12 protein-coding genes are annotated in these 13,602 nt (G+C 70.6%); 2 read left to right on the forward strand and 10 right to left on the reverse strand.

Going from position 1 to position 13,602, the window contains the following annotated elements; all coding sequences use genetic code 11:
• Window positions 1-43: 43 nt before the first annotated feature.
• The 8 genes from trxA to ABD999_RS22950 all read right to left on the reverse strand — a co-directional run bounded on the left by trxA (window position 44) and on the right by ABD999_RS22950 (window position 8,937).
• Complete coding sequence (gene trxA, locus ABD999_RS22915; protein ID WP_148035942.1) at window positions 44-358, reverse strand: thioredoxin; 315 nt, start codon at window positions 356-358, stop codon at window positions 44-46.
• Window positions 359-370: 12 nt separating this feature from the next.
• Window positions 371-1,303, reverse strand: coding sequence for a thioredoxin-disulfide reductase (gene trxB / locus ABD999_RS22920; protein WP_148035943.1), 933 nt, complete (start codon window positions 1,301-1,303; stop codon window positions 371-373).
• Window positions 1,304-1,429: 126 nt separating this feature from the next.
• Complete coding sequence (locus ABD999_RS22925; RefSeq protein ID WP_271276840.1) at window positions 1,430-2,290, reverse strand: anti-sigma factor family protein; 861 nt, start codon at window positions 2,288-2,290, stop codon at window positions 1,430-1,432.
• Complete coding sequence (gene sigM, locus ABD999_RS22930; protein WP_148035945.1) at window positions 2,287-2,916, reverse strand: RNA polymerase sigma factor SigM; 630 nt, start codon at window positions 2,914-2,916, stop codon at window positions 2,287-2,289. The genes ABD999_RS22925 and sigM overlap by 4 nt, the downstream gene beginning before the upstream one ends.
• 15 nt (window positions 2,917-2,931) lie before the next feature.
• Entirely contained in the window at window positions 2,932-4,446 is a 1,515-nt protein-coding gene (locus tag ABD999_RS22935; RefSeq protein WP_271276839.1) for a protein kinase family protein, read from the reverse strand.
• A 167-nt stretch (window positions 4,447-4,613) separates the two neighbouring features.
• Window positions 4,614-6,221 carry a murein biosynthesis integral membrane protein MurJ gene (gene murJ, locus ABD999_RS22940; RefSeq protein WP_271276838.1) on the reverse strand — a complete coding sequence of 536 codons (1,608 nt, stop codon included), beginning with the start codon at window positions 6,219-6,221 and terminating at the stop codon, window positions 4,614-4,616.
• Window positions 6,218-8,365 (reverse strand): DUF6049 family protein, encoded by a 2,148-nt coding sequence (locus ABD999_RS22945; RefSeq protein WP_271276837.1) that lies wholly within the window; start codon window positions 8,363-8,365, stop codon window positions 6,218-6,220. Before ABD999_RS22945 ends, murJ begins: the two co-directional genes overlap by 4 nt.
• A gap of 47 nt (window positions 8,366-8,412) precedes the next feature.
• On the reverse strand, window positions 8,413-8,937 hold the full coding sequence (locus ABD999_RS22950; protein WP_271276836.1) for an aminoacyl-tRNA deacylase: 525 nt from the start codon (window positions 8,935-8,937) through the stop codon (window positions 8,413-8,415).
• A gap of 146 nt (window positions 8,938-9,083) precedes the next feature.
• On the opposite strand from ABD999_RS22950, the gene ABD999_RS22955 reads away from it, so the two are divergent.
• Window positions 9,084-10,487 carry a CCA tRNA nucleotidyltransferase gene (locus tag ABD999_RS22955; RefSeq protein ID WP_148035949.1) on the forward strand — a complete coding sequence of 468 codons (1,404 nt, stop codon included), beginning with the start codon at window positions 9,084-9,086 and terminating at the stop codon, window positions 10,485-10,487.
• Here the strand turns inward: ABD999_RS22955 and ABD999_RS22960 are convergent.
• Window positions 10,477-11,763, reverse strand: a complete 1,287-nt coding sequence (locus ABD999_RS22960; RefSeq protein ID WP_219549781.1) for an MFS transporter — start codon at window positions 11,761-11,763, stop codon at window positions 10,477-10,479. The two genes, ABD999_RS22955 and ABD999_RS22960, sit on opposite strands and share 11 nt — an antisense overlap.
• A gap of 107 nt (window positions 11,764-11,870) precedes the next feature.
• Here ABD999_RS22960 and idi point away from each other — a divergent pair, with 107 nt between their 5' ends.
• Entirely contained in the window at window positions 11,871-12,467 is a 597-nt protein-coding gene (idi, locus tag ABD999_RS22965; protein WP_148035951.1) for an isopentenyl-diphosphate Delta-isomerase, read from the forward strand.
• A 49-nt stretch (window positions 12,468-12,516) separates the two neighbouring features.
• Here the strand turns inward: idi and ABD999_RS22970 are convergent, their stop codons facing one another.
• Window positions 12,517-13,596, reverse strand: a complete 1,080-nt coding sequence (locus tag ABD999_RS22970) for an inositol-3-phosphate synthase (RefSeq protein WP_219549783.1) — start codon at window positions 13,594-13,596, stop codon at window positions 12,517-12,519.
• Between the last annotated feature and the right edge of the window lie 6 nt (window positions 13,597-13,602).

Consider the following 13,602-nt stretch of genomic DNA (forward strand, 5'->3'; position numbering starts at 1 on the left):
AGAGCCCTCCGCCACGCGGCGGAGGGCTCTCGGGTGGACGGACCTAGATGATGCCGTCGAGCTCGCGGAGCAGCATGGCCTTCGGCTTGGCGCCGATGATCTGCTTGACGAGCTCGCCGCCCTTGTAGACGTTCATCGTCGGGATCTGGAGGACACCCGCCTGCCGGGGAACCTCGGGGTTCTCGTCGATGTTGAGCTTGACGATCTCGAGTTTGTCGCCGTGCTCGTTGGCGATCTCCTGGAGGATGGGCGCGACCTGACGGCACGGGCCGCACCACTCGGCCCAGAAGTCGACCAGAACGGGCTTCTCGCTCTTGAGGACCTCGGCCTCGAACGTGGCGTCGGTAACTGCCTTCACGGATGCGCTCCCTTACTTCTCGTTGTTGGCGAGCCAGCGCTCGGAGTCGAGGGACGCCGAGCAGCCGGTGCCCGCCGCGGTGATCGCCTGGCGGTAGATGTGGTCGACGACGTCCCCCGCGGCGAACACGCCGTCGATGTTGGTGGCGGTGGTCGGGTGGGCGACCTTGATGTAGCCGTCGTCGTCGAGGTCCACCTGGCCCTTGACGAGCTCGGTGCGCGGGTCGTGGCCGATCGCCAGGAACAGCGCGTCGGTGGCCAGGTCGCACTCCTCGCCCGTCTTGACGTTGCGCAGCTTGACGGACTCCACCCTGGTGTCGCCGAGGACGTCGACGACCTCGGTGTCCCAGATGAAGCGGATCTTGTCGTTGGCGAACGCCCGATCCTGCATGATCTTGCTGGCGCGCAGCTGGTCGCGGCGGTGCACCACGGTCACCATGCGGCCGAAGCGGGTCAGGAACGTCGCCTCTTCCATGGCGGTGTCGCCGCCGCCCACGACCACGATGTCCTTGTTGCGGAAGAAGAAGCCGTCGCAGGTCGCGCACCAGGAGACGCCGCGGCCGGACAGCCGCTTCTCGTTCTCCAGACCGAGCTCGCGGTAGCCGGAGCCCATCGCGAGGATGACCGACTTGGCGTAGTAGGTCTGGTCGTAGGTCTTGACGACCTTGGGATCGGCCTTGAGGTCGACCTCCACCACGTCGTCGGCGATCAGCTCGGCGCCGAACCGCTCGGCCTGCTTGCGCAGGTTGCCCATCAGGTCGGGGCCCATGATGCCGTCGGGGAACCCGGGGAAGTTCTCCACGTCGGTGGTGTTCATGAGCGCGCCGCCGGCGGTGACGGAGCCTTCGAAGACCAGAGGCTGGAGTTCGGCGCGTGCGGAGTAGACGGCCGCGGTGTATCCGGCGGGACCGGATCCGATGATGATCACGTTACGAACGTCGTCCAACGCTCCCACGCCTCTCTAGTCTGATGTTGCCTTTGGCCTCAACAGATCCTAAGCCGTCGCCATTCCCGGCCCTCGGGCGCACACGCGAAAGAGCCCGCCGAGGCGGGCTCTTCACAGGTCAGGGACTTACCAGCGGCCCAGAGCGGGCTTGCGCAAGTTTTTGCAGTTGAAGGGGTCGACGACGTCGATGCGCAGCCGCTTGGTCTCCTTGTTCTTCCAGGACGCCATGATGATGGCCTCCTGGCCGTTGTACTGGCCCTGGTCGACGGCGAAGACCTCGAGCTTGGCCCGGCTGGACACCGTGCCGACGCAGTGGTCGACCTGGTTGCCGCCGGACTCGCCGCCGACGATCGGGGCGGGCGCGAGGAAGTCGCCGAGCGCCTGGGCCAGCTCCTGGTCGCTGTAGTTGTGGCCGCTGTCGGTGAGCGCGTAGGCCCGGGCCTTGGCCTCTTCCCGGGACGGCTGGCTCTGGGCCACGACCGGTGGCGGCTGGATTGTCGGCTCGCCCCCTCCGGAGGCGAGCAGGCTCGCCGACACCGCGGCGGTGCCCACCACCGCGGCCGCGGCGGCCGCCGCCACCGCGGGCATCGCCCACCGGCGCCGCCGGGTGGTGCGCGTGCGGGCCGGGACGACCGTGCCGTCGTCGGAGACCACCCCGAGTCGCACGGGCTCCGGCTCCTGCCGCTCCCATGGAGCGTCGCGCATGAGCTTGTCCCAGTCCGGCGCATCCGCCAGGCCGACTCCGCCGCGCTGGGACTCCGCCTCGGCGGCCAGCGCCTTGTCGATGCGCAGTGCGACACCCATCGGCATGGCCGGTGTGGGAGTCGCCGCGAGCACCTCTCGAACCGCCGCTAGATCGGCCAGCAGCTCCCCGCATGGGGGGCAGACCGCGAGGTGGTCGCGGACCAGGCCGGCCGTGTCGGCGTCTAGGAGGCCCTCGGCGAAATCGGCGAGGGCGTCCAGATCGTAGTGCGTTTCACCCGTCACGAAGTTCTGTCTCCCTTCGCGGATGAGACGCGACTCAAGTCAGATCGGTTCCGCAGATGCGAAAGAATCGGGGCAAGTTTCGCGCGGCCCCTGGCGCATCGGCTCTTCACCGTCCCGCTGGGCACCTGCAGCACCTGAGCTGCGTCTTCGACGGAGTAGCCCATCATGTCGACCAGCACGAGCGCGGCCCGCTGGTCGGCGGGGAGCAGTTTGAGCGCGGCCGAGACCTCCATCGACACCTCACGCTCGACCGTCTGGTCGGGCAGCTGGGCGTCGCGCTCGGCGGCCTCGATCAGCTCGTCGTCGGCCACCGGGCGCACGGACTTGCGGCGCATCCTGTCGAGGCAGGCGTTGACGACGATGCGGTGGAGCCAGGTGGTGACGGCGGCCTCGCCGCGGAACGAGCCGGCCTTGCGGTAGGCGGAGACGAAGGCGTCCTGGACGGCGTCGGCGGCCTCGTCGGGGTCGCCGAGCGTGCGCAGCGCGACGGCCCACATCCGGTCGCGGTGCCTCTTGACGATCTCGCTGAAGGCGTGAGGATCCCCGGTGATGTGCGCGGCCAGCAGATCGGCGTCGCTGACCGCAGGCCGATCCGCTGGTGAGGGGGTCTCGGGTGGGGAGTTCACAAGAGGGATTCCTGGTTATGCCGATCCTGGAGAATGCACGACTACTTCATAGATGGTGCCATGAAACTTGCCCGCGTCCGCCGGAAGACGGGTAAACCAGATCAAAACGTACTGCCCGCTGGCAGTCTGCTCCGGCTTGAAGGTCGTCTTGCCGGAGGCGCCCTTCACCCGGGCGACGGTCTTGAGCGACGACAGGTCGGCCTGGTCGCCGACCTTGAGCTCGACGGTCGCGCCGGGGGCCTCGCCCAGCGTAGCCACCACGTCGCTGATCTGCATGGACTTGCCCATGTCGAGGAGCAGGCCCACCCCGTCCTTGAGATTGCCCAGCGCGGCGCTGTTGTAGTTGTCGGTCTTCCAGAACGTGCTGGGCTTGCCGTCGATGGTCAGGGCCGCCAGCTCGGCCTTCTCCTCCTGGTCGCCGAGCGGGTCGAACCCGGTCGCCTTCTCGGCCTTGACCGCCTGCGCCTGGGCGGGCGGCGACGTGGTGGCGGTGGTCGGCGTGGGCTGCGCCTCCTGGCCGTCGGGGCTGCCGAGGCTCCGGCCGATCGTCCAGGCGCCGACGCCCACCGCGACGATCACCAGCAGCACGACCGCGGTCATCAGCGCCCGGTTGAGCACGTTGCCGCCGCCCTGCGGCCCGGTCTGGACGGCCGGCTGGAGGTGCTGCGGCGCCGTGGGCCTGCGCCGGTCGGTGTCGAGGCCCTCACTGGGGGAGGCCGACGTCGTCACCGACGGCGCGGATCCGTACGGGATCGAGATCGGCATCGGCCTGGCCACGTCGGCGAGCGCCTCGGCGATCTCGGCGGGGCTGGACAGCGCGCCCTGCCCCCGGCGCGACTCGGGAAGGCAGGCCCGGATCGTGACCGTATCGAGATAACCGGGCACGCCGGCGGTCACCTGGCGGGGGGTGCAGAAGTGGCCGTCGGTCATCGGCGCGGCCGGGAGCGTGCCCTCTTCCTCGTCGCCGGGCCAGTGGCCGGTCAGCCCCGCGTACAACAGGCGGCCGAGGCCCTCGGCGTCGTCGAGCCCGGGCTGGTCGGTGGTCAGTCCGTAGAGCGCCGAGTCGACGGCCACGCCCAGCACCTTGACCGTGTTTCCGGTGGTCCACACCAGGTTGCCGGGGCGCAGGCACAGGTGGTAGAGGCCGGCCTCGTGGGCGTGCGCGAGCGCCTCGGCGGCCTCGGCCACCAGCCCTGCGGCCCGCTCGGGATCCAGGGGACCGGAAGAGAGCAGGTCGGCGAGGGTGTCGCCGGTCACCCACTCGCTGACGACGTAAGCGCGATCGGCGTCCTGGGCGGCGTCGAACACCTGGGTGAGTCGGGGGTCGGTGAGCCTGCTCGCGGCCCGGGCGGCGGTGACGACCTCCTGCACGCGCGGGAAGTCGGGCGCGAAGGTCAGCACCGCGACGGGGCGGGCGAGGATCTCGTCGATGGCCTTCCAGTAGGTGGCGCCGTCGGATTCGCTGACCCGGTCCTCCAGCCGGAACCGGTCGGAGAGGCGGGTGCCGGGCTCGATCGCCGATGTGCTCACTGGCTCACCTCGCTCGCCCGATCATCCCTGGTCACGGCTCGACGTGCCTGCCTGGCGGTGTCCTGCGCAGGCACGCTATGCCGGATGGATCCGCCCACGCCCCTCCTGCTTCCATTCGCGCGTGTCGGCACCATGCTAGTGCCCGAGCCGGTTGCTCCCCGCGCTCTTTAGCGGCGTACCCGCCCGGCGACCATCCCAACGACCGAGCTGACCTCGGGAATGCGCGCGCGGTGGGCGACCCACAGGTAAAGGATCATCCCCAGCCCGCCGCCGACGGCCAAAGTGATCACCGAGTCGAGGAAGCCGGGCATCCCGAAGATCTCCTGCATGCTCCACACCGTGGCCAGGGCCAGCACCGCCGTGGGCAGGGCGGCGAGATACATCCTGGTCATCGACATGCAGACCTGCCAGCCGCCCAGCCCGCCGACCCGGCGGGAGGCCAGCACCCAGGCCAGCAGCGCGCCGAGCGCGTAGGCGATCGCGTAGGCCAGGGCCAGCCCCATGACCGCGTAGCGGGCCGGCAGCAGGTTGTAGAGCAGCACCATCAGCGCGGCGTTGACGGCGGTGGTGCCGGCGCCGACGAAGACGGGCGTGCGGGTGTCGCCGAAGCTGTAGAAGACCCGCAACAGCAGCTGGAAGACCGCGAACGGCACCAGCGCGAGGCCGTAGACCTGCAGCACGTTGCCGATGTAGACGGCGTTGGCGACGGTGTTGGCGCCGTGGCCGTAGAGCGGCACGGCGATCGCCGGCCCGAGCACCATGAGCAGCAGCGACACCGGCACCATCACCGCCCCGATGAGCCGCACGCTGGAGCCGAACTCGGTCCGCACCTCGTCGAAGCGCCCCTCGGCCACGGCCCGGCTCATCCTGGGCAGCATCGCGGTGATCACCGAGACGCCGACGACCCCGTACGGAAGCTGGAAGAGCTGGAAGGCCAGGGTGTACGGGGAGACGCCGTGACCGCTGACCACGTCGCCGGCCGCGCTGGCGAGGTTGGTGGTGAGCAGGAACCCGAGCTGGGTGACGACCACGTAGCCGATCGTCCAGACGCCCATCTTGGCCATCTCGCCGAGGCGGGCGTTGCGCAGGTCGAAGCGGGCGACGAAACGGAACCCGGCCCGCTTCAGCGCGATCACCAGCACCGTCGCCTGGGCCACGATGCCGGCCGTGGTACCGAGGCCGAGCAGGGCCAGCTCGCCGTTGGTGACCGCGTCGACGTCGGAACCGTTGGAGACGATGATCGCGTAGGCGACCATGACGCAGATGACGACCAGGTTGTTGACCACCGGCGCCCACATCGGGGCGGCGAACCGGTCACGGGTGTTGAGAATCGCCCCGGCCACCGCGCCGATGCCGAAGAAGGCGAGCTGCGGCAGGATGAACTGGGCCAGCCGCACCGCCACCTCGAACTGGCGCTCCCCGCGGTCCCAGTCGGTATAGAGGTCGATGATCATCGGGGCGGCCAGCACCGCCAGCGCGGCCACGACGATGAGCGCGATGGTGGCGAGCGTCAGCAACCGCTGCTCGTAGGCGCGGCCGCCGTCGGCGTCGCGCTGCTGGGCCTTGACGATCATCGGCACCACGACGCTGCTGAGCACGCCGAGCAGCAGCAGGTCGAGGATGCTGTAGGGGATGGCGTAGGCGACGTTGTAGGCGTCGCCCAGCGCGGCCGTGCCGATGGCGTAGGCCAGCACCATGGTGCGGACGAACCCGGTGACGCGCGAAACCATCGTGCCGGCGGCCATGATGGCGCTGGCACGCAGCAGGCGGCTCATATGGCCTCACTCTCACGTGTCCGGGCGGCCCGTGCGACCCGCCGCTGCGACCTGCGCCGGAGTATCCGGGTGACCACCGCCGCCAGCATGACGGTCAGCGCGCCGCCCACGATGACCAGCGCGATGCCGGTGTAGCCGGTGGTGCGCACGATCAGTTTGACCGGCTCGCCGTAGGCCCGGCCGTCGGCGGTGCGCAGCTGGACGGTCACCGAGGCGTCGCCGCCGCCGGAGGAGGTCACGGTCATGGGGATCTGGACGGTGCCGCTCTGCTCGCCGTCGATCTGCAGCGGCTCCAGCTGCGGGAGATGGGTTTCGAGCAGGCCCGGGTCGTCGGACTTGACGTCGACGTACAGCGAGACGGGGGTGCTCAGCTCGTTCTTCACGCTGATCGGGACCTCGCCGTCGCTGCCCGCGAGGGTGCGCGGCTGGTCGGGGCCGGCGCCGGTGATCGACACCTTCCCGATGCGGTCCTTGACCGCCTCGCTCACCTGCTCGGTGACGGCGCGCCCGGCCTTGGTGTCGCCGCGCCAGGCGGAGGAGGCGAGCCTGAGCACCGCGGCGTCGAAGGACGACTGCTGCTGGCCGGTGACCTCCGCGGCCAGCTGGGCCTGCGCGGCGACCTCGCGGACCGGCTCCAGGTACTTGCCGCTGAGCTCCTGCTTGCGGTCGCGGTCGGAGTAGGTCAGCCCGGCGCGCGGGACCCGGTCGCGGGGCACCTTGATCGAGTCGAGCGGGGTGAGCGACAGCCACGGGAGCTTGCCCGCGGTCTTCAGCAGCGTCGAGACGAGCGTCGGGCTGGGGTTCCAGCGCCGGGACGGGGCCATGACGAGGGAGCGCGCGCGGGTCTGGCCCGGCTCGACGGAGATCATCGCGGTCTCGGCGATGAACCGCTGCCTGCTCAGCAGGATCGCGCCGCGGGTGCCGGGGGTGGGTTCGAGCACGTGGCTCAGCTCGGCGTCGGCCACCAGCGCGGTGACGGGGCCCATGACGGTGTCGAGCGTGGTGGCGGCGTCGGGGGTGACGGCGGGGAGCACGGTCGCCGCGGAGGCGGCTTGCTGGGTCGGCAGGCTGGCCGGGTCGAGCAGGACCTTGCCGACCCGGGTGGCGCCGGGCGCGCCGACGGCGAGCAGGTCGAGCGCGTCGGCGTCGAGCATGCCGCCGACCGGCCAGTAGGTCGAGGTCGACACGTCGCTCTTGATGAGCGCGGCCTTCTTCGCGGCCAGCTCCAGCGCGCGCCCCGGCTGCCGGTCGAGGCCCCGGTGGGCCAGCGCGGTCACGTCGGGGTCGGCGTACGGGGTGGCGATGACGGGATTGTCGGCCAGCGCCGCGCGCATCCCGACGAGCCACTGGGAGGCCGCGGCGTCGGCGGGCCGCTCCTCGGGCTTGCCGTCGCCGGTCTTGACCCGGAACGGCTTGGTCATGGCCTGGACGTCGTCGAAGAGCGCCGGGTCGACGACCCAGGTCACGCTGGGGGGCGCGATCTCGGCGATGCGCGCCAGGTCGGCGAGCCGGCCCTTGCCGGTGAGCTCGGCGCCCAGCTGGTCGTCGACGAACGTGCCGTCGTCCGACCGGCGCGGCTGGTCGATCACGGGCAGCACGAGCGCCAGCCGGTTGCGCACCGGCTGCTGCTGGCCGGTCGCGGGCGCGTACGTGAGGAAGGTGCGCTGGGAGGCGAGCTGCACGGCGTCCCACTGCACCACCTCGACGGCGAGCGGGTAGGCGCCGAACGAGGTCAGCCCGAACTGCGCGGGCGTCATGGTCAGCTCGAAGTCCTGGGAGGCGCTGGCGGCCAGCTCGGAGATGACCATGCTCGACTGGGTCGAGACGTTGGGCGGCTGGGTGGCCGTCGTGGTGTCGTCGGCGTAGGCGGCCATCGCGGCCCGGTCGGCGAAGCGCTGGGAGGAGTAGCGCACCCTGACCCGCAAGCCCGGCGTGGCGACGGAGCCGCTGTTGCGCACCGTGCCGGTGATCTTGATCTCGGTCGCACGCTCGGTGGCGTAATCGGGCGTGACGGAGGTGAGGGTCAGGTCGATGCCCTGCCGCGCGGCGGCGCTCGCGGCAGCCGCGCCCGGCGCCGCCGCCACCGTGGAGGGGACGAGCAGCGCGGCCGAGAGCACGGCGAGCAGCGTGGCCTTCCGGATCACGCCTGCGCCCTGGCTGGATTACGACACACGCCCGCAATGGTACGGGCTCAGTGCCCCGGCGCGACCGCCTCCAGGCTTCCCCGGGGCTGCGGCACGCGGAGGTCGACGGTCTTCCCCGACACGAGTGTGAGCAGGTCGAGGGCGCGCATGCTGAGCACCGCGTGGCGTTCGCCGGTGGCGGAGAAGACCGGCTCGGTGTCGGCGCTCAGGCGGTCGTCGATGAACAGCGGCAGCTCTTCGGGCAGCAGCAGCGGGCCGACCAGCCCGGCCGCGTAGTCCGTGGCCCTGTTGACGACGTGCGCGCGCGCGAGGCGTACCGTACGGACACCGAGCAGGCCGCCGACGGCGGCCGGTCCCGGGGGAGTGGCGAGAGGGTGGACGACGGCGACGACGAACTCGCGCCCTATCCTCGGAGCGACCTCGAACACCGTGACCGTCACGCACCTCTCGGGCGCGGCGGAGATCGTCTCGGGAAGCTCGTCCGCGCAAGTGATGGGGCGCGGAAGGCGTACGATCTCATGGTGGACCTGGTGTGCGAGGAGCCAGCGGTGGATCGCGAGGGCGTCCTTCATGAGACCTCCTTGCCTCGTTCCATCGCGCCGTCGGTCCCCTGACCGAAGGTAACCCGGACCCGGTGTGGCTCGGGGGATATGTTCCGGAATCGAAGGACCTACCCAGCTTGTCCGACTCAAATCTGACCGAAACGCAGCAGCGGGCCATGCGTGACCTGTTCCGCAAGATCGCCCCCGTGGCCGACGAGCTCGGCCGCGTGTTCGCCGACCACGGCCACGAGCTGGCCCTGGTCGGCGGCCCCGTGCGCGACCTCTTGCTCGGCCGTGTCGGCAAGGACCTCGACCTGACCACCGACGCGCGGCCCGAACGGGTGCTCGACATCGTGCGCGACTGGGCCGACTCCGTCTGGACGATCGGCATCGACTTCGGCACGGTCGGGTTGCGCAAAGGCGGCTGGCTGATCGAGATCACGACCTACCGCAGCGAGAGCTACGACCCCAAGTCGCGCAAACCCGAGGTCATGTACGGCGACACCCTGGACGCCGACCTGGAGCGCCGCGACTTCGCCGTCAACGCGATGGCGATACGGCTGCCCTCCAACGAGTTCGTCGACCCCTACGGCGGCCTGCCCGACCTGGCCGCCAAGCGGCTGCGCACCCCCGGCCCGCCGGAGCGCTCCTTCGGCGACGACCCGCTGCGCATGCTCCGCGCCGCCAGGTTCGCCTCGCAGCTCGGCTTCACCGTCGACCAGGCGGCGGTGACCGCGATGACGGAGATGGCCGGGCGCATCGAGATCGTCTCGGCCGAGCGGATCCGCGACGAGCTCGACAAGCTGGTCTGCGGCGCCCGCCCACGCGACGGCCTGCGGCTGCTCGTCGACACCGGCCTGGCCGCCCACGTGCTGCCCGAGCTGCCCAAGCTGCGCCTGGAGATCGACGAGCACCACCGCCACAAGGACGTCTACGAGCACAGCCTGACCGTGCTCGACCAGGCGATCGCCCAGGAGGACGACGGCCAGCCCGACCGCATCCTGCGCTGGGCCGCGCTCCTGCACGACATCGGCAAGCCCAAGACCAGGCGTCACGAGCCCGGCGGCCGGGTGTCGTTCCACCACCACGAGGTCGTGGGCGCGCAGATGACGAAGAAGCGGATGACCGAGCTGCGCTTCCCCAAGGACGTCGTCGCCGACGTGTCGCGGCTGGTGGAGCTCCACCTGCGCTTCCACGGCTACGGCACCGGCGAGTGGACCGACAGCGCGGTGCGCCGCTACGTGCGCGACGCCGGCCACCTGCTGACCCGCCTCCACAAGCTGACCAGGGCCGACTGCACCACGCGCAACAAGCGCAAGGCGGCCGCCCTGTCGCGCACGTACGACCAGCTGGAGGAGCGCATCTCCCGGCTGGCCGAGGAGGAGGAGCTGGCCAAGATCCGCCCCGAGCTCGACGGCAACGAGATCCAGCGGGTGCTCGGCGTCGGCCCGGGGCCGGTGGTGGGTCAGGCCTACAAGTTCCTGCTCGACCTGCGGCTCGACAAAGGCGTGCTGGGCAAGGAGGAGGCCACGGCCGCGCTGCGCGACTGGGCCGAGGCCAACGACGTCGTCACGGGCTGACCGTCTCGCGCGTCCGGGTGATCATCCGGTAGGCCAGCGCGCTCGCCAGGTAGCCGGCCGTGATGATCACCACGGCGGCGTACGACTTGCCGTCGGGCGGCAGGATGGCCGCCGACAGGGCCGCCGCGAGCACGTACATGCCGTTGAAGAGCATGTCGTAGACGGAGAACGCGCGGCCGAGATAGACGTCGTCGAGGTCGCGCTGCACGGTCGTGTCGGCGCAGATCTTGACGCTCTGCCCGGCCAGGCCGAGCACGAACCCGGCCACCGGGAGCCCCCACTCCTGGAAGGGCACCACGAGCACGCCCGCGAGCACGCCCGCGGACGTCAGCGCGATCGGCACCCACCGGGTGATGGTGAACCACTCGGTCGCGTACGGGGTGATGATCACGGCGAGGAAGTAGCCGACGCCGGAGGTGGCCACCACGAGGCTGACCCCGTTCAGCGCCGCCTCCGGATCGCCGTCGGTGAAGTAGTAGCGGTAGAGGATGATGCCCAGCGCGGTCGCCATGCCGTAGAAGAACCGGTGCGCGGCCATCGCGCCCATCGTGGCGGCGGCGACCCGGTGTCCGACCAGGTGGCGGGCGCCGTCGGCGAGCCCGGCCACCACGTTGCGCAGCGCCTCGCGCGTCTGCGGCCGGTCCGGGTCGTGGGAGGGGCCGAGCAGCGAGCGCTCCATCGTGCGCGCGATCAGGGCGCTGAGCCCGAACACCACGCCGGAGGTCGCCAGCAGCCACGCCACCCCCGTGTCGCCGATGCCGAACAGCTCGCGCAGCAGGAACCCGGCGCCCACGCCGACGAAGGTGACGACGGTCCCGGAGGTCGGGGTGACCGCGTTGGCGGCCATCAACTGGTCTCTCGGCACCACGTGTGGCAGCGAGGCGCCCAGCGCCGCCAGGAAGAACCGGTTGACGCCCAGCACGGCGAGCGCCGCCATGTAGAAGACGGGGTCGGGCACGTCGGCCGCCACCAGGGCGGCCGCGCCGAGCAGCAGCGCGCCGCGCACGATCGGCGCGATCATCAGGATCTGCCGCCGCGACCAGCGGTCGATGAACACCCCGACGAACGGCCCGAGCACGCTGTAAGGCAACAGCAGCACCGCCAGACCGGCCGCGACGCCCAGGGCGGTGGTCTGGCTCTCCGGGTTGAAGAAGGCGAACCCGAGTACGCCGAACTGGAAGATCCCGTCGGAGAACTGGGAGACCAGTCTCGTGCCGAAAAGCCGCCGGAAATCCCGGCCTCGGAGGACCACGCGCAGATCGGCGACGAATGACACCCCGCCAGCCTAGCCCTGAGCCTGTGATGCGCGGGGACACAAGAGGTTGGCGCATCAGGTGGGCGAACGGGTTCAGGGGAAGCACGTGATCACATACGCTTCATAGCGTGACGACTGTGGAACACGTGGTACTCGTTGACGGCTCCGGCCACGCGCTCGGCACCGCGCCCAAGCTGTCCGTGCACGGCCGGGAGACTCCGCTGCACCTGGCCTTCTCCAGCTACGCCTTCGACCGCGACGGCCGCGTGCTGCTGACCAGGCGCGCCGGCCACAAGCTCACCTGGCCGGGGGTGTGGACCAACAGCTGCTGCGGCCATCCGCTGCCGGGCGAGCGGCTCGACCAGGCGGTCCTGCGCCGGCTCTCCTTCGAGCTGGGCCTGTCCGTCGAGCGGGCCGACCTGGTGCTGCCCGGCTTCTCCTACCGCGCGGTCATGGGCAACGGCATCGTCGAGCACGAGCTGTGCCCCGTCTACCGCGTGCTGGTCGACGGCTCCGCCAGCCCCAACCCCGACGAGGTGGGGGAGACGAGGTGGATGCCGTGGCCCGAGTTCGCCGAGGGCGTGCTCAGCGAGCTGATCTCCATCTCGCCGTGGTGCCGCGAGCAGATGCCGCTGCTGTCGGCGCTCGGCCCCGACCCGCTCCAGTGGCCGACGGCCTCGGAGGACGAGCTGCCGCCCGCCGCGCGCCAGCCGTACGCCCCCTAGAAACGCGCCGCGGCGCCGCACGTGCCGTGCGGCGCCGCGAAGACCGGGGTCAGCGCTCGACCTCGCCGCGGATGAACTTCTCCACCTGCTCGCGGGCCTCGTCGTCGGAGTACTGCACGGGCGGCGACTTCATGAAGTACGAAGAAGCGCTCAGGATCGGGCCCCCGATGCCGCGGTCGAGGGCGATCTTGGCCGCGCGCACGGCGTCGATGATGATGCCGGCCGAGTTGGGAGAGTCCCAGACCTCGAGCTTGTACTCCAGGTTGAGCGGCGTGTCGCCGAACGAGCGGCCTTCGAGTCGCACGTAGGCCCACTTGCGGTCGTCGAGCCACGGCACGTGGTCGGACGGCCCGATGTGCACGTCGGCCTTGGCCATCTCGTGCGGGATCTGCGAGGTCACCGACTGCGTCTTGGAGATCTTCTTCGACTGGAGGCGCTTGCGCTCCAGCATGTTCATGAAGTCCATGTTGCCGCCGAAGTTGAGCTGGTAGGTGCGCAGCAGCTCGACCCCGCGGTCCTCGAACAGCTTGGCCATGACGCGGTGCGTGATGGTGGCGCCGACCTGCGACTTGATGTCGTCGCCGACGATCGGCACGCCCGCCTCGGTGAACTTCTCCGCCCACTCGGGGTCGGAGGCGATGAACACGGGCAGCGCGTTGACGAAGCCCACCCCCGCCTCGATGGCGCACCGCGCGTAGAACCTGGCGGCGTCCTCGGAGCCCACGGGCAGATAGGAGACGAGCACGTCGACCCGGTTGTCGCGGAGCACCTGGACCACGTCGGCGGGAGTCTCGTCGGACTCTTCGATGATCTCGCTGTAGAACTCGCCCAGGCCGTCGTAGGTGTGGCCACGCTGGACGATCACCCCCGTCGGAGGCACATCAGTGATCTTGATCGTGTTGTTCTCGCTGGCGACGATCGCCTCCGACAGGTCGCGACCGACCTTCTTGGCGTCCACGTCGAAGGCCGCGACGAACTCGACGTCGCCCACGTGGTAGTCGCCGAACTTCACGTGCATCAAGCCCGGCACGCGCGCGGCCGGGTCGGCGTCCCTGTAGTAGTGAACGCCCTGGACCAGTGACGCCGCGCAGTTGCCGACACCGACAATGGCCACGCGAACCGAACCCATCGCACT

The organism is Nonomuraea ferruginea (assembly GCF_039540635.1).
GTDB classification, from domain to species: Bacteria; Actinomycetota; Actinomycetes; order Streptosporangiales; family Streptosporangiaceae; genus Nonomuraea; species Nonomuraea ferruginea.

Coding starts and splice junctions, on each gene's coding strand:
- murJ (WP_271276838.1), bottom strand. CDS start 6,221: ATGAGCCGCCTGCTGCGTGCCAGCGCCATCATGGCCGCCGGCACGATG.
- ABD999_RS22950 (WP_271276836.1), bottom strand. CDS start 8,937: ATGAAGGACGCCCTCGCGATCCACCGCTGGCTCCTCGCACACCAGGTC.
- ABD999_RS22955 (WP_148035949.1), top strand. CDS start 9,084: ATGCGTGACCTGTTCCGCAAGATCGCCCCCGTGGCCGACGAGCTCGGC.
- ABD999_RS22970 (WP_219549783.1), bottom strand. CDS start 13,596: ATGGGTTCGGTTCGCGTGGCCATTGTCGGTGTCGGCAACTGCGCGGCG.